This is a genomic window from Filomicrobium sp., assembly GCF_025698805.1.
Taxonomy (GTDB): Bacteria; Pseudomonadota; Alphaproteobacteria; order Rhizobiales; family Hyphomicrobiaceae; genus Filomicrobium; species Filomicrobium insigne.
This window is the reverse complement of the sequence record NZ_JAILWT010000002.1, coordinates 55,833-73,207: the sequence shown is the minus strand read 5'-3', so window position 1 is coordinate 73,207 and position 17,375 is coordinate 55,833. Positions and strand designations below refer to the sequence as shown.

Annotated in this window: 15 protein-coding genes; 10 read left to right on the top strand and 5 right to left on the bottom strand. The window is 58.0% G+C overall.

The features are described from left to right. Positions 1-64 precede the first annotated feature (64 nt). The 3 genes from K5845_RS04075 to ruvX form a co-directional block, all read right to left on the bottom strand. The gene (locus K5845_RS04075; RefSeq protein WP_046475935.1) at positions 65-532 is read right to left on the bottom strand and encodes a MarR family winged helix-turn-helix transcriptional regulator; all 468 of its coding nucleotides are present in this window, start codon (positions 530-532) and stop codon (positions 65-67) included. Between the two features lie 248 nt (positions 533-780). After that, positions 781-1,989: a PcfJ domain-containing protein gene (locus K5845_RS04070; RefSeq protein ID WP_046475940.1), complete on the bottom strand. Its 1,209-nt coding sequence runs from the start codon at positions 1,987-1,989 to the stop codon at positions 781-783. Positions 1,990-2,184: 195 nt separating this feature from the next. After that, positions 2,185-2,670 (bottom strand): Holliday junction resolvase RuvX, encoded by a 486-nt coding sequence (gene ruvX / locus K5845_RS04065; protein WP_287958448.1) that lies wholly within the window; start codon positions 2,668-2,670, stop codon positions 2,185-2,187. A 157-nt stretch (positions 2,671-2,827) separates the two neighbouring features. On the opposite strand from ruvX, the gene K5845_RS04060 reads away from it, so the two are divergent. From K5845_RS04060 to K5845_RS04015, 10 genes are all read left to right on the top strand, one after another. Continuing rightward, positions 2,828-3,529, top strand: a complete 702-nt coding sequence (locus K5845_RS04060; RefSeq protein WP_046475944.1) for a metal-dependent hydrolase — start codon at positions 2,828-2,830, stop codon at positions 3,527-3,529. Positions 3,530-3,611: 82 nt separating this feature from the next. Continuing rightward, positions 3,612-5,909 carry a spermidine synthase gene (locus tag K5845_RS04055; protein WP_287958447.1) on the top strand — a complete coding sequence of 766 codons (2,298 nt, stop codon included), beginning with the start codon at positions 3,612-3,614 and terminating at the stop codon, positions 5,907-5,909. Positions 5,910-6,036: 127 nt separating this feature from the next. After that, a complete protein-coding gene (gatC, locus tag K5845_RS04050; RefSeq protein WP_287958710.1) occupies positions 6,037-6,324 on the top strand; it encodes an Asp-tRNA(Asn)/Glu-tRNA(Gln) amidotransferase subunit GatC in 288 nt (95 codons plus the stop codon). 123 nt (positions 6,325-6,447) lie between these two features. After that, entirely contained in the window at positions 6,448-7,929 is a 1,482-nt protein-coding gene (gatA, locus tag K5845_RS04045; RefSeq protein WP_046479805.1) for an Asp-tRNA(Asn)/Glu-tRNA(Gln) amidotransferase subunit GatA, read from the top strand. A 47-nt stretch (positions 7,930-7,976) separates the two neighbouring features. Further along, positions 7,977-8,306, top strand: a complete 330-nt coding sequence (locus K5845_RS04040; protein ID WP_046475955.1) for a chorismate mutase — start codon at positions 7,977-7,979, stop codon at positions 8,304-8,306. A 4-nt stretch (positions 8,307-8,310) separates the two neighbouring features. Then, positions 8,311-8,616 (top strand): hypothetical protein, encoded by a 306-nt coding sequence (locus tag K5845_RS04035; RefSeq protein WP_046475958.1) that lies wholly within the window; start codon positions 8,311-8,313, stop codon positions 8,614-8,616. 83 nt (positions 8,617-8,699) lie between these two features. Next, the gene (gatB, locus tag K5845_RS04030; RefSeq protein WP_287958446.1) at positions 8,700-10,199 is read left to right on the top strand and encodes an Asp-tRNA(Asn)/Glu-tRNA(Gln) amidotransferase subunit GatB; all 1,500 of its coding nucleotides are present in this window, start codon (positions 8,700-8,702) and stop codon (positions 10,197-10,199) included. Positions 10,200-10,721: 522 nt separating this feature from the next. Continuing rightward, positions 10,722-12,950 (top strand): L,D-transpeptidase scaffold domain-containing protein, encoded by a 2,229-nt coding sequence (locus K5845_RS04025; RefSeq protein ID WP_287958445.1) that lies wholly within the window; start codon positions 10,722-10,724, stop codon positions 12,948-12,950. A gap of 174 nt (positions 12,951-13,124) precedes the next feature. After that, entirely contained in the window at positions 13,125-13,772 is a 648-nt protein-coding gene (locus tag K5845_RS04020; protein WP_052743607.1) for a bactofilin family protein, read from the top strand. Between the two features lie 161 nt (positions 13,773-13,933). Next, entirely contained in the window at positions 13,934-14,608 is a 675-nt protein-coding gene (locus K5845_RS04015; protein ID WP_287958444.1) for a DUF938 domain-containing protein, read from the top strand. Here the strand turns inward: K5845_RS04015 and K5845_RS04010 are convergent. Next, positions 14,605-15,309, bottom strand: coding sequence for a cobaltochelatase CobT-related protein (locus K5845_RS04010; RefSeq protein ID WP_287958443.1), 705 nt, complete (start codon positions 15,307-15,309; stop codon positions 14,605-14,607). The genes K5845_RS04015 and K5845_RS04010 overlap by 4 nt on opposite strands. A 665-nt stretch (positions 15,310-15,974) precedes the next feature. Then, positions 15,975-17,330 carry an aminotransferase-like domain-containing protein gene (locus K5845_RS04005; RefSeq protein WP_287958709.1) on the bottom strand — a complete coding sequence of 452 codons (1,356 nt, stop codon included), beginning with the start codon at positions 17,328-17,330 and terminating at the stop codon, positions 15,975-15,977. Positions 17,331-17,375 lie beyond the last annotated feature (45 nt).

The window sequence follows — 17,375 nt, the reverse complement described above, 5'->3', positions numbered from 1 at the left end:
GCGTTCCCGCAGGAACGCCAAAGTGTTGCGAGGGCGATAAGTCGTCTGCAGCCACGAGGCGTATTTATTTCGCCGGTCGAGGGTGTGTTGCTCCGCTCACCAGCTCGATGATCCTGTTGAGCGCGTTCAAGAACTCCTTGCGCTCAGCATTGGGGAGTGCCTGCAGGATCGCATCGTTCGTCGAATGAACGGCTGGCTGCGCGTTCTTCAGGGCATTTTCGCCAGCAGGAGTGAGGCGAACGGCGTACATCCGTGCATCGTGGCGGGTGCGTTTCCGCACAAGCAGGCCGCGTGCGACGAGCCGTCTAACGATGTCAGCCAGTGTCGAACGATCGATACCCGTATGTTCGACAAGTACCGTCTGGCTTGGCTCCGCGTGGGATGCCACAGCGCGTAGGACTTCGAACTGGCGAGGCGTAAGTTCGCTTTCGCCGATGTTCAGAGCGAATAACTCGTCGGCGCATTGGCCCGCGCGATGCAGGAGATGAAGTGCCGAAGAGTTGCCACCTTCGATATTGGTGCGTGCTTTCATGTGCCAAAGTTCCGATTAAGAGATCTTGGGTTCTCTACCAGGGTTGCTCGATGCCAATGGCTCCAACCCTTCTTTCGGTGCGCGGATCGCTCTTGTTCGCGATGCTGAGAGCTAACCATTGGTTAGGCTGCATGCGCCCGTCCGATCAGCATAAATTGGCCGTATGCCTCGGAAATTAAAGTGGCTGCGACAACAAATCTTCGTCATGAGCTTGAAAGTTGTCGTTGTGTTCCCCAGTAACACACAGTTTATGTGAATAACCAAGATGTTACACCTGCGCGACGAGCGAGGTCCGTCATGTCGGAATCCAGCCGTGCGAAGGCCACTTGCGTCGGTATGGACGGTAGCCAGTCAGCGCCGTTTTTCCGCTGTCTGTAAGGCTCCATCAGATCAGTCCAGACTTTGGAATTGAGTGCGCGTTCTGGTGCGACCATGGGTGGCAACCGTTTTAGGCCCGGCTGAGTTGCCAGCCACGCGTGGGCTGCCTGCCAGATTTCGACGGAAGCCGGCATATTGTGCCGCGCCTTCAGCTGCGTGATGGCCAGGACACCGGTTTCGCGCGGATGTGGGCCGATTTCCAGGGTCGCAAGGCGAGACGCTCCTCGGCGGATGGAGAATAAGCGACATTTTTCCCGCGCCAACCGATCGGCATATTGATCAGCGCAGTTCTGCATCGCTTGGGCTTCCTCCAGGATCTCAGATTGTTCGATGAGGGGGACAAAGGTTAGGCCCATCGCTTCGCCCGGCCGGAGCCAGCTATCGGCAATCGTTCCCGGCTCAAGCTGCATGACGAGACGAAGCCGGTTCAGCCAACTCTTGGCGGCGCAAAGAGCAGTATCAAACGCAATTTCGGGCCGCCAAGGCACGACGATCAAATCGTGGGCGGGTGTCAGCAGCGCGCCAGAATACCATGCATATGCGGCGAGAACGGCGAAGAGGCGTTCGGGCTTAGCGTCTTGCGAGCAGATAGATTGCTCGACCAGCCAGAGCGCAAAATCCTCGTGAACCGCTGCCGCGGCGAAGGCAACACTCGCTAGCCAGAAGGTCGCATCCGCGCTTTCGGCAGGCAAGCGTGCCGCTACTCGGCGGGCAAAGGTTTCGCTGTCAGGAAGCGGCGGCAGTGGGCCATTAAAGGCTGATGGAGGGAGGCGGCGAAGCCATAGAGGAAGTTCTAGCGTGTGGGCGATCGTCTTTAGTTTGGCGCCATCCCGCACGAGCTTGGCGGCTTTCCGTCGCTGATCTTTTTCACCTTGGCGGGTGGCTAACACATATGCCGCACCGGGAAAAACTTCGGCCAACTCGGTAAAGCGCGGTGATGTACGGATGAGGCGACGAAGTTCGCGTCGCGCGGATAGTTCAAAGCGACAGATGAGCCGCTCGTCCTGCTTCGAGAGGCTAACCTTTGGGCGGCGCTCCTGGGGAGGAGTGCCAGGTGAAACCTTGGAGCTTTGTCCCATCGACTTCTTCGTGCCGGAGGTTGCAAGGCTATCATAACAACATGGCGGTGCAGTTGTCTGATTTCCATGTCGGCATGAAGAGTTTCCGCACGTATTTTGGCGGCGATGCGACTTGTGAGAGGCGGAACGGTGGTATTGTCCGTCTTGAACAAAAGGTGAGCAGTTTTTCCCGGCTGAGCCCGAAAGTCAGGCGGCTTAACGCATGCGGTCGAGGGCGCCTTGGAGAATAAGTGTTGCTGCCAGCTTATCGATGACCTCAGCACGGCGTTTACGGCTTGTGTCGGCTCCGATCAGCATGCGTTCTGCCGCTGCAGTCGTGAGCCGCTCATCCCATAGCAGGATGGGTAGGGGTGATAGAGCATTCAGGTTTTTCGCTAACTGCCGTGTCGATTGGGCCCTCGGGCCTTCGCTTCCGTCGAGGTTCGCTGGCAGGCCCAGGACCAGTCCGGCGACTTTGTGCTCGTTTATGAGCGCGAGTAGCCGGGCAGCATCCTGTTTGAATTTGGTTCGACGGATGGTTTCGAGGGGCGAAGCGATCATGCGCGTCAGATCAGACAGCGCCAATCCCAGCGTTTTGGTACCGGCGTCAATCCCGATAAGTCGGGCGGCCGCGGGCAACAGGGCCTTGAAACGATCCGGGTCATCAAGCGTTGCTCCCCGATCAGGGGAAGTTGCGGGCATCTCAACAGGATCCGGCATTGTGTTTGGTTCGCCCATTGTTGTGTTGTGGCAGGTGGCTATACTCCGGCGCGCCGCAGAGCGGGGCTTTATTTCACTCCTCGTCGCGCATAAGGCTTACGTGTCGCACGCGTGCGGACAAATCATATAAGGGACCACCATGAAGATCATCTGGTACGGCCACTCCTGTTTCCGCGTCGAAACCGGGTCCAGCGTTATCCTTCTGGACCCGTTCCTAACCGGGAACGCGACTTTTGAAGCGAGCGGCATTTCGCAGGACGCAGTGCAGGATGGTGTCACGCATATCTTGGTGACACACGGGCACGGCGATCACGTCGGCGATACGGTGGCCATTGCGAAGGCGACGGGCGCGACTGTTGTTACGAATTATGATTTGTGCATGTGGCTCACCAAGCAGGGTCTCGACAAGTTCGAGCCTATGAATACCGGCGGGACGATTGATCTTGGAGACTTCAAGGCCAGCCTTGTGCGCGCGGATCACTCCGCCGGGCTTGTTGAGCTGGACGTGAATTTCCCGCTGGGTTCGGCGAACGGTTTTGTTATCACGCCGCCTGAAGACCCCGTCATTCTTCACATGGGTGATACCGACATCTTTTCTGACATGGAGCTGCTCGACGATATCTATGAACCAGAAGTCGGCTTGGTTCCGATCGGCGATCGTTTCACGATGGGTGCCAGAACGGCGTCTATGGCGTGTAAGCGCTTCTTCGATTTTGATCTCGTCGTGCCTTGCCATTACGGGACGTTCCCCATCATCGACCAGACGGCTGACGCGTTCGTTGACGAAATGGACAAGGAAGAAGTCGTCGTTCCCAAGGTTGGTGAAGTCATGGACGTGTGAGGGGATGGCTCAGCGTTGCAAACGCTGAGTGGATGAACCGAACTATCCCCCTACGTACGTTTGGCAAGGTGTTTCATTGCGTATGAACAGAATTGAACCCACGGTCACGCCAACGCGAGATGAGGCCGGGGGGAGGAGCCTGCTCGTGCTCTTTACGCTGACATCCTTCGTGTCAGCGTTTCTTCTGTTCCTGATCCAGCCAATGTTCACGAAGATGGTGCTGCCGATCCTCGGCGGTTCACCGTCCGTCTGGGCCGTTGCTCTGGTGTTTTTCCAGTCTGCATTGCTTGCGGGCTACGCGTACGCTCACCTTCTCACCCGGCTCTTCCCGTTGCGTACGGGTAGTTTCGTGCATGTTGGCGTCTTGGTTGTTGCTGTATTCTTTTTGCCGATTGCTGTGCCGGAAAGCTGGCAGGAGCCGCCGCTGGATTGGCCCTATCTTTGGCAGTTGGGACTTTATGCTGTTGCAATAGGCGTTCCGTTTCTAACTGTTGCCGCGAACGCACCGCTGCTCCAGGCTTGGTTTGCCGGCACAGGTCATGCGCGAAGCGCAGACCCTTATTTTCTTTATGCGGCGTCGAACTTCGGCAGCTTTCTTGCGCTGATGGGGTACCCGTTTTTGTTTGAACCGGTCGCGGGTGTCAGTGCGCTTAGCGTTTATTGGTCGATTGGTTTTGGTCTTCTAGGATTTTTGCTCCTCGGCTGTATGGCATCGGCGGGGTGGTTCAAAACCACAGTGATTGTTCCGCCTGTTGGCATCGCAAACGATGACTTTGGGGATGTGCTTGGGCGACCGACATGGCGGCAACGGTTTGGATGGATCGCACTCGCCTTCGTTCCCGCCGGGCTGCTAACTGCGTTTACGACGCATCTGTCGACCGACATTGCTTCGGCTCCTTTGTTGTGGGTGGTGCCGCTGGCACTTTACCTGCTCACTTTTGTCGTTGTTTTTCGCAGATTGCCCGCAACTGTGGTCCGCGGAATAGCCGTGCTGCATTTGGCGGCCGTGGTTCTCGCGCTGCTTCAATTGTCCCAGAGCGAGCACGACAACTGGTTCGTCTCCAGTTCGTTCGGTTTTGCGGCGTTTGTGATGACCGGGCTGATGGCGCATCGCGCGCTTTATGAAAGCCGGCCTGCAACGCGCTTTCTGACCGAGTTCTATCTTCTGATGTCTCTGGGTGGCGCGCTCGGAGGATTGTTTGCAGCCCTCATCGCCCCGACGATCTTTTCCGAGGTTTTCGAGTATCCGCTGTTGCTGGCGCTTTCTGTTGCGTGTCGGCCTGTGTTTGTCGGGTGGCGGTTCTCGCGCAACGATCTGGCGCTCGCACTTCTCATTGTGACGGCTGGGGCCGCCGCGATTTTCTGGGGGCCGCTCTTGAACCAGTTCGGGGTTCCGGCTTGGGGGTGGGGGCTTACGCCGCTTATCGTTGCCATATTTGTGGTGGTTGTGGTCGCGACTTGGCGGATGCCGTTGGCTCAACTGGCGAGCGCTCTCGTAATATGGGCGGCCGTCTCCTTATTGCCTTCCGGTGTGATGAGCGGGAATGCGCAACGCAGTTACTTTGGCGTTTACCGGGTGTCGCAATCGACCGATGGCGGTCACAACGTCCTGACGCACGGAACGACGCTGCACGGGGCGCAGCGTCTGCAGAAAGCTGATGAGCCTAAGATCGACGTCACGGTGCCCGGGACATATTATTATCCTGAAAGCCCGATGGCGCGTGTTGTCGCTAGTGTCCGGACAACGCTGTTTCAGCAGGTGCGACGCGGGCGTTATGGCGTTGTAGGGCTCGGCGCAGGGTCTCTCGCGTGTCTGTCCAAGCCAGGGGAACGTTGGCGGTTCTTCGAAATCGATCCGTTGATGGTCAAGATCGCCGCTTACTCAGGCTATTTCACCTACATCGGGAATTGTCAGCCGCAGCCTGATTTTGTGCTCGGGGATGCCCGATTGACACTTTCGCGGGAGAATGCCGCTTATTTCGACCTGCTAATCATTGACGCGTTCACGTCGGACGCGGTCCCGGTGCATCTGATGACGGCCGAGGCGTTAAAACTTTATGCAGACAAGATCGCGCCCGATGGCGTTGCCTTGCTTCATATTTCGAACCGTTATCTTGATCTTGAGGGGGTGATTGCCGCGACGATGGCCAGGGTGCCGGAGCTCAAAGCTCTTATCATCGAAGATTTTGATGCAAACGGCACGTATGATCAGACGAATTCGACGGTTGCGGTTTTCGCTAAGAACCAATATCGGCTGGATACCTTTCGTACTCTCCCTGGGGCTCGTGACCCCAAAGGCGCGGGGTTAGCGCCCTGGACAGACGACAGTTCTGACGTATTTATGCCGCTCCTTTCGAAGTTGAGGGGAACGGGTTCCTAAGGGCCTCAATTCACCAGTGGGGCTGCCAGTGCTGTATTGGTGCGTCGGGACGCAGTTGCGTGGAACTGTCTTCGCGGCTATTCAAACGCAATTCTTACGGTCTTTCGGTTAGCAGAAGTGAGGGATGATGCAAGTCGACGAGGCGACTGTGCGACGCATCGCGCGGCTCGCGCGCATCAAGATTACGGCCGAAGAGGCCAAGGGTCTCGAAGCCGAGCTCAGCGGGATTCTCGACTGGGTCGAGCAGCTTTCCGAGGTCAATACGGATGGCGTCGAGCCGATGACCCGCGTTGTGCCGATATCGTTGAAGAAGCGTTCGGACGTCGTAACGGATGGCGAAAAAGCCGATGAGATCGTTGCTAATGCGCCGCTCAGTGAGGACGATTATTTCGTCGTTCCGAAAGTGGTGGAGTAATCAAGGCGCGCAGGCGCACCGTGTCCCGGCTGTCGTCTGTGCAACCCTATTGATCTGCGGTCCGGCGATGTCGGGGCCGGAATAACATGAGGCGCGCCAAGACAGGCGGCGCGGGGAGAGTTCGTGAGCGACCTGACTAAATTGACGTTGGCAGCTGCACGCGAGGGGCTGCAGAAGAAAGAGTTCTCAGCCGAGGAACTCACGAAAGCATTCTGTGAAGAGATTGACGCCGGCAACGGTGCGATCAACGCCTACGTGTTGCCGACGCCAGAGATTGCTCTTGAGCAAGCGCGCGCAGCAGATGCGCGCATCGCGAAAGGCGAAGCCCGGACGCTGGAAGGTTTGCCGCTCGGCATCAAGGATCTGTTCTGCACAAAGGGCGTGCGGACGACGGCCTGCTCGAAAATCCTCGATGATTTCAAGCCAACCTATGAATCGACGGTCACGCAGAACCTTTGGGATGCGGGTGCCGTCATGCTTGGTAAGCTGAACAATGACGAATTCGCTATGGGCTCGTCGAACGAGACCAGCGCGTTTGGACCCGTCGTCAATCCATGGCGGCGGACCGGTTCCGATGCCAAGTTGGTGCCGGGTGGTTCATCGGGCGGTTCATCAGCGGCGGTCGCAGCCGATCTTTGCCTTGCCGCGACGGCGACAGATACCGGGGGCTCGATCCGGCAACCCGCCGCTTTAACGGGCACAGTTGGTTTGAAGCCAACGTACGGACGCTGTTCGCGCTGGGGGATTGTGGCGTTTGCTTCCTCACTCGATCAGGCTGGTCCCATCACGAAGTCGGTGGAAGATGCTGCGCTCATGCTGCAAGTGATGGCGGGGCAGGATCCTAAGGATTCGACCAGCGTCGATGCGCCCGTTCCGGACTACCGGGCATCACTGCGTAACGGCATCAAGGGCTTGCGCGTCGGCGTGCCGAAGGAATATCGCGTCGCCGGGATGTCGGCCGAAATCGATAAGCTCTGGGAGCAGGGCATCACTTGGCTCAAGGATGCCGGCGCTTCGGTCCATGAGATTTCACTCCCGCATACGAAATATGCGTTGCCAGCCTATTACATTGTTGCGCCAGCCGAAGCGTCTTCGAACCTCGCGCGTTATGATGGTGTCCGCTACGGCATGCGGCAGACGGGCAGCGATCTCATCGATACCTACGAGCAAACGCGCGCGGCCGGCTTCGGCCGGGAAGTGAAGCGGCGCGTTCTCATTGGAACGTATGTGCTTTCGGCGGGCTATTATGATGCCTACTACTTGAAGGCACAGAAAGTGCGCACGCTGATAAAGCGGGATTTCGACGAGGCGTGGGATAAGGTCGATGTTGTTCTGACGCCGACGACACCGTCTCCCGCTTTTGCTTTCGGCGAGAAGTCGGGTGATCCGCTTGCCATGTACCTTGAGGACATATTCACTGTTACGGTCAATATGGCGGGCCTGCCGGGACTGTCGGTCCCAGCGGGGCTTTCCACGGAAGGTCCTCCGTTGGGCCTGCAGTTGATCGGGAAGCCTTTTGATGAGGAAACGCTTCTCCGCACCGGTCAGGTGATCGAGGACGCGGCCGGGCGAATTGTGGTTCCCTCGCACTGGTGGCGAGGCTAAGGCGCTCACGGCGCGAAGAGCGGCCGCGCGTCGCAAGGAGGTAAATAATGAGTCCGAGATCTCCGGCCGACTGTACCGACATGTCTCATGTGCGGGACGAAATAGACCGGATAGATCGTGCGCTCGTCGATCTCATTGCGGAGCGGTTCGGTTATGTCGACCGAGCGTGGCAGCTCAAGAAAAACCCGTCGGAAGCAACGGTTCCGTGGCGTATTCAGCAGGTTATCGACAAGGTCAAAGCGCGCGCTGACGAGCGCCATTTGCCGCCGGAGTTGGCGGAAGCGCTGTGGCGGCAGATGATCGGCTGGTTCATACAATACGAGGAAGAACAGTTGCGCCAATCCGGCAATTGCAATGATGCGGACAAGAGCAAGTAGCGGGATGATCGAACTTCAACCTTTTGACCCTGTTTCTGTCGTTCTCATTGGGCTGCTCAACCCTGTTGCTATCGCGGTAGCGGTCTTGATGGGGCGTGCTGCGGATCAGTGGCAGAAGCTTGTCGTTGCGGCGTTTGCATCGGCGTGTGCGGGCTCCCTATTTGTATGGGTGTTGGCGTTTGTCGGTTTGCTTCCTGCGCGCGGGATTGGTGGTGAAGCCGGTGTTTTCGTTACTCAATTTATACTGGGGCTCGTCTGGGCCTGGATTGGGTATCGGTGGCTGCGAAAGCATGACAATCACGCGACTTGAGTGCGACGGCCCAGTGGCTCGGACATTATTTTAGTCCTGGCCGTGCGCGCGAGCTTTAAGTGCATATGAAGGACAAGGCGAGGATGAACGTGGAAGCGAAGGCCGCTGAGGCTGCGAACCCTAATCTGATCCAGGGAGCGACCGGCGATTGGGAAGTCATCATCGGTCTGGAAGTGCACGCGCAGGTGAACTCGCACGCCAAGTTGTTTTCAGGCGCCTCGACTGAGTTTGGCGGCGCGCCAAACGCGCATGTGTCGCTCGTCGATGCCGCGATGCCTGGAATGCTGCCGGTGATCAATGAGGAATGCGTCGCGCAGGCGATCCGAACGGGACTGGGGTTGAAGGCCCAAATCAACCTGAGGTCAGTTTTTGACCGGAAGAACTACTTTTATCCAGATTTGCCGCAAGGCTATCAGATCTCCCAGTTCAAATCGCCAATCGTCGGTGAAGGTGAGATTGAAATCGATACGGATGGTGGTCCGAAGCGCATCGGTATCGAACGGCTTCACCTGGAGCAGGATGCGGGAAAATCCATCCACGACCAGCATCCCGAATATTCCTATGTCGATCTCAATCGGTCTGGCGTGGCGTTGATGGAGATTGTCTCGCGGCCGGATATGCGTTCGTCGAAAGAGGCGCAGGCTTATGTCACTAAGCTGCGCACGATCCTGCGCTATCTCGGTACCTGTGACGGAGATATGGAAAAGGGCAATCTGCGCGCGGACGTGAACGTTTCGGTACGCAAGCCGGGTGGCGAGCTTGGCACGCGCTGCGAGATTAAGAACGTGAATTCCATTCGTTTCATCGGGCAAGCCATCGAGGTTGAAGCCCGACGTCAGATTGACATCATTGAAGACGGCGGCACGATCGATCAGGAAACGCGCCTGTTCGACCCTAAGTCCGGGCAAACGCGATCGATGCGCTCGAAAGAAGAAGCGCACGATTATCGCTATTTTCCTGATCCCGATTTGCTCCCGCTTGAGTTCGATCAGGCTTATGTCGATGAGTTGGCGAAGGGACTGCCGGAACTACCGGACGAAAAGCGCGCACGTTTCATAAAGGAATACGGGCTGTCGGCCTACGATGCCGGCGTGCTCGTCGCGGAGCGGTCATCGGCGGACTATTTCGAGGCTGTCATCGCTGCTCTGGATGATCCCGCACGTGACGGCAAGCTTGCTGCCAACTGGGTTATCAACGAACTCTTCGGCCGCTTGAACAAGGAAGGAACTGCGATCGAGGATTCGCCGATTTCGGCGGCTCAGCTCGCCGGGATTGCGAAGCTCATCGGATCGCAGGCCATCTCGGGCAAGATCGCGAAGGATTTGTTCGAAATTGTCTGGAGCGAGGGTGGTGATCCGGCGGAGATCGTTGAAGCACGCGGCATGAAGCAGGTGACCGACACCAGCGCTATCGAGAAGGCGGTGGATGAGGTGATTGCGGCTAACCCAGACCAGGTAGAGAAAGTCAAAGCCAAGCCGACGATGATCGGATGGTTTGTCGGTCAGGTGATGAAAGCTTCTGGTGGCAAAGCCAACCCTCAAGCGGTCAACGAGATTCTCAAGAAGCGCCTCGGTATCGACTAGACACTCTTCTGCTTTTTCGTTCGTTCGGATGAAGCCGGGATTGTTGCGCTGATACACGCACGGTCGCCGTTCGGCGCTCTTGAACTTGGACCAATCGTGGTTTTGTCTGAGTACGCAAGCGCGTGGCGTAGGGTCGGCGTTTATCCGCGCGCAAGATTCATATGGCTTGGTTTTCGTATTGGGTGAGCCAGCGTTTTATCGGCGGTTCGGGTTTTCCACGGATCTCGCTGCTCAGTCTCCATGCGTCTACTCTGGTCCGTATTTTATGGCATTGTTCCTTTTGCCATCGGACGTTGCGCTGGGCGCGGCCGTTTATGCGCAGACCTTTGCAAGGCTCTCCTAGCTGAGATGTGATCGGCTCGCTTCTTTTCCGTGATCTGTAAAGATGTTTGTCTGACGCTTCGGGTCGGGGCGCGAAAATTTCCGTTCGCCCTATTATCGCACGCCAAGGGATGTAGCCTCTCTCATCCAAAGGGGTGGCGTGCATGGTGCAAAGGTATTTGCGCCTGGAGGGTTACAGGAATGTCGATCTTGAAACCTTGGGCATTGTCGGGGGCTATCGGGTTGGCCCTTGTGCTCCCAGGAGTGCCGTCCGTCTCAGCGCAGGAAAGAAGTGAGATCGCAGCGCCTTCTACAGCGAACGAGAGCGTGCCTGCTGCGAAAGCGGATGCCGAAAAGGGGGCGTCCGAAGATACGGCTGAGCGATCTGCACAAGTCGAGAATAATCCCCAGCCAAGCGAAAAGGTGACGGACGCGACGTCGTCTGAAACTGCCACCGACGCAGCCTCTCAGGATGAAAAAAAGGGCGCAACGTCCACTGAGGCGGCTCGGCCCGCTCCTTCTTCACAGACCGAAGATACCGTTGCGAAAGAAACGTCGGCTCACACCGCCGAAGCGAAGGGTGCTTCAGCTCCGGAAAACGCGAACGCTGCCGTTAAGGGTTCTGAGGCTCCCGCCACTGAAACAACGCAGGCGGAAAAGCCGACGGAAGACGCTGATGCTCAAAGGTCAGCTGCTGGGGCCGCACCGGAGAATGTTCCGGTTGATCCGTTGGTTGCGGCAGTGCGCCAGTTTCTTTCGGACGATAGTGATGGCGGAGCAAAGAACCGAGAGGATATAGCTGCTCTCGTTGCATTTTATGCTGCCCGGGATGGGCGCGCACTTTGGGTGGACGGGTCTGGCTTCACATCAAAGGCGAAGGCCGTGATGGCCGAGATCGCGCACGCCGCCGACTGGGGGCTTGAGGCTGAAGATTTCTCGCTGCCGCCCTCCAACCTTGTTCAATCTGGTGTCGGGGGACAGGCCGAAGCGGAGATCAAACTTGGATTGGCAGTTCTGAAATATGTGAACTATGCACGGGGCGGTCGCGTAACGCCGTCGCGGGTCAGTTCGCAGATCGATCAAGATCCGGAACTCAAGGAACCCGCAGTTGTCTTGTCCGAAATTGCGGCTGCATCAGATGGTGCGCGCTACTTGCGCGAGCAGCATCCACCGCATCCACAGTTTGAAATGCTGCGGCAGGCGCTTCTGAAGCTGCGTGGTGAGCAAGATGATGCTGAAAAGGAGTTGTCGGAAGCGAAAAAGGTGAAGCTTCCGGATGGCCCGCTGCTGAGACCGGGCCTGGAGCATCCGCATGTCGCGCTGTTGCGTCGCCGACTTGAGGTTACCGCGGAACCGGGTGCTGAAGAGAAATTCGATGAGCCGTTGGAAGAGGCTGTGCGTGCCTTCCAGCGCGCGCATGACCTGAGTACCGATGGCCTTGTCGGCCGCGGAACGCGTGCGGTGCTCAATGGGAATAAAAGCGACCGCTCCGGTCGGGCGAAGGCGCGGGCCGAGGAGCGCCTGATCGTCAATATGGAGCGGTGGCGGTGGATGCCGCGCAACCTCGGCGCCTTTCATGTTCTCAACAATGTTCCGGAATTTCAGACACGTGTCTTCAAGAACGGTTCGGAGATTTTCTCCGAGCGTATCATCGTCGGCAAAACCGATACACGAACACCGGTTTTCTCCGCTGATATGAAGTACGTCATCTTTCATCCTTCGTGGGGCGTGCCGAACGGGATCAAGCGTACAGAGATCCTTCCCTATCTGAGGCAGAAGACAGGATTATTCGGCTTTGGGGGCTCGGATACGCGCATTCTCACAGCGCATAATCTGAGCGTGAGCTATCAGGGGCGCCCCGTAGATGCGAGCCAGATCAATTGGACCAGCGCTAACATTGTCAACTACGACTTTATTCAGCCGCCCGGCCCGACAAACGTTCTTGGACGCGTCAAATTCCGTTTCCCGAACCGTCATGATGTCTACATGCACGACACGCCGGAGCGCGAGCTGTTCGCGCAATCGTCCCGCGCGCTGAGCCATGGTTGCGTGCGCGTGCGCAATCCGCGGCGTCTCGCGGAGGTTCTACTCGCCGAGGACAAGGGCTGGTCCGAGGACGAAGTCGGGCGGCGTTGGTCAGGGGCGGCGAACGGTTATGTCGAACTTGAGAAAAAGATCCCCGTTCATACAGCCTACTTCACGGCCTATGCGTCAGAGAATGGGGAGGTGCGTTACTTCCCGGACCTTTATGGTTTTGACAGCCGCACGGCGCGTGCGATGGGTGGCAACGGAAGCGTGTTTGAGGGTGAGAGAATTCCCCAGAGTGCGCCGTCTCGGCGGTCAGCGCCTGCCGTTGCGCAAGGTGGCGGCGGTTATAGCGGCAGTCCCGAGACTGTAGCTGATCTCATTTCCGGCTTGCTGTCGAACTGATGCCTATTGATGCGCCATCGCGACTGGCGCGCGTCGTTTAAATATGTGTGCTTGACCCCTAAGTCGTCGCAATCGGTCCAAATGCTGCCGCCATTTGCGGGTGTGCTGAATGCCGGAGGGTGGTGCCTTTACTTTGGTTCATTTGGCAAGTCAGTTGCGTAGGGGAAGATGCAAATGTTTGGACTAAAGGCGGACCGCCAGCAGAGCGGTGCGGCTAACGATGCCAAGTCGTCATATCAAGGTACGCCCCAGACCGGCGCATCTCAGAGTGGCGCTTCAGCGTATTCCGGTTCCCAGTCAGAACCGCCGCCGTCGCAGTACGGTTCGGCCGACTGGTCGAACAAAGAAGCGGTTACGATCATTTCCGAAGACATCGTGATCAACGGCAACATCTCAGCGAAGCGGCCGATATGCCTTGAAGGCACCGTAGAAGGTGACTTGCGGGGCGATCAGGTCATCGTCGGAAAAGCCGGGGCGGTGACGGGCAGCATCGTCGCCAACGAAGTGGAAGTGCACGGGCGTGTGCTCGGTTCGATCCATAGCAAGAGCGTGATGCTCTACAAAACGGCCCATGTCGAAGGCGACATCCTGCATCAGGGCATCGGCATCGAGATGGGCACGCATTACGATGGCCGCCTCAAGTGGGAGGTTACGGAGCAGCAGGCAGGTCGCGGTCATTTCGACCCCGCGCACGCTGCGCCGAAGCCGATCTCGGCCAACGATCCCGGTCATGGGTACGATCAACGTGCGGAGCATCGGTCAGAGCAGCGTCCCGAGATGACGGTGGCCTACAACGCCGAAGCGACAAGTCCGCAGTACTGACGAGGCCTGATTGGGGCGGGCCTCCCCCGATCTGCCCCGCTCAGTGTTTCCAGCCGGTCGTTCCTGTCGGAGCGGTCGGCTTTTTGTGTTCTGGAGTGACTGGCCGGGGCGGCGCGGCTTCTATAGGTTTGGCGCAAAAGTGAAAACGAGCGGAGAGCGCGTTGAAGACAGTTTCTGATTTCAGCAAGGATATTGGTCCCGCCGAAAGCGATGGACGGCTTGATGCGCCGGCGTTTCACCGCAATGCCGAGCCGTTGCGAGGTGTTTTGACGGAAGTTCTTGCCGGGCGGACGGGAGACGTCGTCGAGATCGGCAGTGGCACCGGCCAGCATATCGTGTTCCTTGGCGCGTCTTTGCCGGACCTCGTGTTCTGGCCGAGCGATCCCAATACAGGACATGTTGCGAGCGTCGATGCGTGGCGTCGGCATGCGCAAATCACCAACGTCATGCCGGCAACACAGCTTGATGTGCGGCAGCCCTGGGTGTTGGGCGATAAGCCGGTGGCGCCGGGAAGCCTGACGGCGATCCTCTGCTTCAACGTCATTCATATTGCGCCTTGGGATGTGGCGCTCGCCGTGCTGGCGTCAGCGGGACAGCTGTTGCGGCCTGACGGCGTTCTTATCCTCTATGGGCCCTATGCCCGCGACGGTCAGCATACGGCGCTTAGTAACGCGACATTTGATCAGACACTGAGGGCGCGTGATCCCGAATGGGGCGTGCGCGATCTGTTAGACGTCACGGCGGCGGCACAAGAGGCGGGCCTTGTCAGACAGTTGATTTTTGAAATGCCCGCAAACAATCTGACGGTTGTGTTTCAGCGGGTGGCAGCTTCTTAAAGGTCGTCGGTATTTCCGAGCAGGTTAATTTCGGATGGTGATTGCTTTTCGATTGAGCCGGCGATCAGATTTGCAATCGTAGGCAGTTGTTGCTCAAGGCTCGACCCATCACCTTTTATTGTCACCGACTTCGATATGTAGCGCGAGACGTCGTACCCAATTCCAATTCCCACTATCCTCGGATCGTTGTGACGCTCCAGTTCTTCGATGACGTGCGTTAGGTGGTGATCCAAGTATCTTGGTCCGTTCTCGTGGAGCGTAGAATCGTCGACCGGTGCGCCGTCAGATACGACAATCAGCAAACGATCCGACGCGGGACGAGCCAGCAAACGGGCGCGCGCCCACGCGATTGCTTCGCCGTCGATGTTTTCCTTTAAAATGTGAGGATACAGCAGCCATTCCAAACGTTGGCTGCACGCAGCAACAGAAGTCTCGTCCGCACGCTTGTAGATGATATGTAGAAGGTCGTTCAATCGTCCAGGACGCGAGGGCTTACCCGCCTTCAGCCAATCTTGGCGCGATTTTCCACCGCACCATTCGCCTGTGGTGAAGCCAAGGATTTCGACCGTTGCGCCGCAATTTTCAAGCGCGACGGCAACAGAGATCGCCACTCCCGCCGCGATAACGGCGCCACTGTCAGCTGCGACAACAAATCCGCGATTTGATTTGTGCTCAGGACCGGTTCCGGCTTTCCGGTTCATTGATCCCGAATGGTCCACGAGTATCGATGCAGACAACGTGCTATCAATGCCACCTTTTTTCAAAATCTCGGCGAGCTCAATTGTTGCTGCCGTGTTTGCGTGGACAATGTGTTCGAGTAGTCGCCTGCGTTTCCAAGCTCCGAACCGTGAAGGAAGCTCTACCGCCTCAATTATCCGGTCATACTTATCAGTGTAAACGCAATAACTAAACTCGGCGGGTCTATTGACGATCCCGCGATCAGCCTGTGATTCAACTTCGAAGGCAGGCACGTCTTTGCGTTGACTAATACGACCGCGTCTCAACGACCGCCAATCAATCAAGGTGCTCGCCAAAAGAGCGATAACTATAACTGGAAGCCACTCGCGCCATGTCATTCGTTATTCCAAACAGCGTTTGATCACGCGCTGCTGCATGTGGACATATGCGTGCCTTGGGGCCGTTGGCATATGCTGGCGCGTTCCACGCCTGTACTATTCCGTGATTGATGGCTGAGGCAACATCTCTATCATCAGTGTCTTACCCATCGTCTCCTTCCAACAACTAAATTGGGACCGGCGGGAAGCTGTTGAGGGCTGACGGAGTGCTTATCCTCCACGGGCTATATGCCCGCGAACAATCTGACGGTTGTGTTTCAGAATAAAGCAGAACGGTGAGGGGACGGTGCCTACCCGTTCATCGCTCGTTGAAGGATCGCCATCGCGTTCGGATCGTCGCATTGAGCGACGTTGAAGCGCATGAAGGACGCCGCGGATTGGGCCACGCTGAACACGTTGCCGGGCGCGAGCACGACATTCCCGGAAAGCGCGGCACGTGCCACATCGGCGGAGTCGCAGCCGTTTGGCAGGCGGCACCAGAGGTAGAATCCTCCGCGCGGCATCAGCCAGGGCTCGATATCGATGCGCTGTAGCTTCTCAGAGGTCTTGCGGCATGCCCGCGCAAGGCGGCGGCGCAGTCCCTCCATGTGCTTGCGATAACTGCCGCTAGCCAGGATGCTGGTGATGAGTTCCGTTGCCATTGGACTCGGTCCGCCGAAGCTGGTCGCGATCTGTAGGTCCACGAGGTCTGCGACCCAGTCCGGGCGCGCGGCGATGTAGCCGCAGCGCACCGAGGCGGAGAGTGTCTTGGAAAAACTTCCGACGCGGATCACTCGATTGAGCCCGTCCAGGGCCGCCAACCGAACGGAAGGTTCCGGCTCGAAATCGGCGAAGATGTCGTCTTCCACGATCGTCAGGTCATGCGCGGCTGCCGTATTCAGCAGGCGGTGCGCGGTCTGCGCTGAGAGGGTCGCGCCGGTGGGGTTATGAAGCGCGGAGTTCGTGAGATAGAGGCGCGGATGCTCAGCGGCGAGCACTTCTTCAAACGATGCGATGTCCGGGCCGGATGGCGTGTAGGGCACGCTGGCGATCTTGACTTGATGGGCGCGCAGCAGTGCCCGGAAGTTGAAGTAGCATGGATCATCCACCAGCACCGTATCGCCGGGGCGCAGCAGGAAACGGCAGATCAGGTCGACCGCTTGTGTCCCCGATGCGGTCAGTATGAGCTGGTCCGGCGATAGCTCGATGCCTTCCTCGGCAAAGCGACCCATCAGGATACGACGCAGCGGAAAAGCCCCGCGCGTGCTGCCGTAATCCGACAGAACGGCATCGTCAGCTCGCGCGACGGTTCGGAGTGCCCGACGCAGCGCTTCGTGCGGCATCCAGTCGGGTGGAAGCCAGCCGCAGCCGGGTTTCAGCGACGCAGCATCGGCATCGAGCGATTGACGGGAGATCCAGAACGGATCGACCGCGCGCTCTGTCTGGGGCAGGTCTTGCGCCAACGTCAGTGGTGGCAGCGCCGTCGCCGAAACATAAAAGCCCGATCCCGCTCTGGCCCGGATCAGTCCTTCGGCCACGAGCCGGTCGTAGGCTTCGACCACCGTGGAGGGGGAAAGGCCCATCGTCCTGGCGAAGGCGCGGATGGATGGCAGGCGGTCGCCGGGACCGAGCGCGCGGCTGGCAACCTTGGCGCGGATCACCTTCATGACATCGATGGTTCGCGTTCCCCTGCGGCCGATCGGGTGCTGTGC

Excerpts from the sequence above, each read along its gene's own strand:
- K5845_RS04075 (WP_046475935.1), bottom strand. The coding sequence starts at position 532 with ATGAAAGCACGCACCAATATCGAAGGTGGCAACTCTTCGGCACTTCAT.
- K5845_RS04070 (WP_046475940.1), bottom strand. The coding sequence starts at position 1,989 with ATGGGACAAAGCTCCAAGGTTTCACCTGGCACTCCTCCCCAGGAGCGC.
- ruvX (WP_287958448.1), bottom strand. The coding sequence starts at position 2,670 with ATGCCCGCAACTTCCCCTGATCGGGGAGCAACGCTTGATGACCCGGAT.
- K5845_RS04060 (WP_046475944.1), top strand. The coding sequence starts at position 2,828 with ATGAAGATCATCTGGTACGGCCACTCCTGTTTCCGCGTCGAAACCGGG.
- K5845_RS04055 (WP_287958447.1), top strand. The coding sequence starts at position 3,612 with ATGAACAGAATTGAACCCACGGTCACGCCAACGCGAGATGAGGCCGGG.
- gatC (WP_287958710.1), top strand. The coding sequence starts at position 6,037 with ATGCAAGTCGACGAGGCGACTGTGCGACGCATCGCGCGGCTCGCGCGC.
- K5845_RS04040 (WP_046475955.1), top strand. The coding sequence starts at position 7,977 with ATGAGTCCGAGATCTCCGGCCGACTGTACCGACATGTCTCATGTGCGG.
- K5845_RS04035 (WP_046475958.1), top strand. The coding sequence starts at position 8,311 with ATGATCGAACTTCAACCTTTTGACCCTGTTTCTGTCGTTCTCATTGGG.
- gatB (WP_287958446.1), top strand. The coding sequence starts at position 8,700 with ATGAACGTGGAAGCGAAGGCCGCTGAGGCTGCGAACCCTAATCTGATC.
- K5845_RS04025 (WP_287958445.1), top strand. The coding sequence starts at position 10,722 with ATGTCGATCTTGAAACCTTGGGCATTGTCGGGGGCTATCGGGTTGGCC.
- K5845_RS04020 (WP_052743607.1), top strand. The coding sequence starts at position 13,125 with ATGTTTGGACTAAAGGCGGACCGCCAGCAGAGCGGTGCGGCTAACGAT.
- K5845_RS04010 (WP_287958443.1), bottom strand. The coding sequence starts at position 15,309 with ATGAACCGGAAAGCCGGAACCGGTCCTGAGCACAAATCAAATCGCGGA.
- K5845_RS04005 (WP_287958709.1), bottom strand. The coding sequence starts at position 17,330 with ATGAAGGTGATCCGCGCCAAGGTTGCCAGCCGCGCGCTCGGTCCCGGC.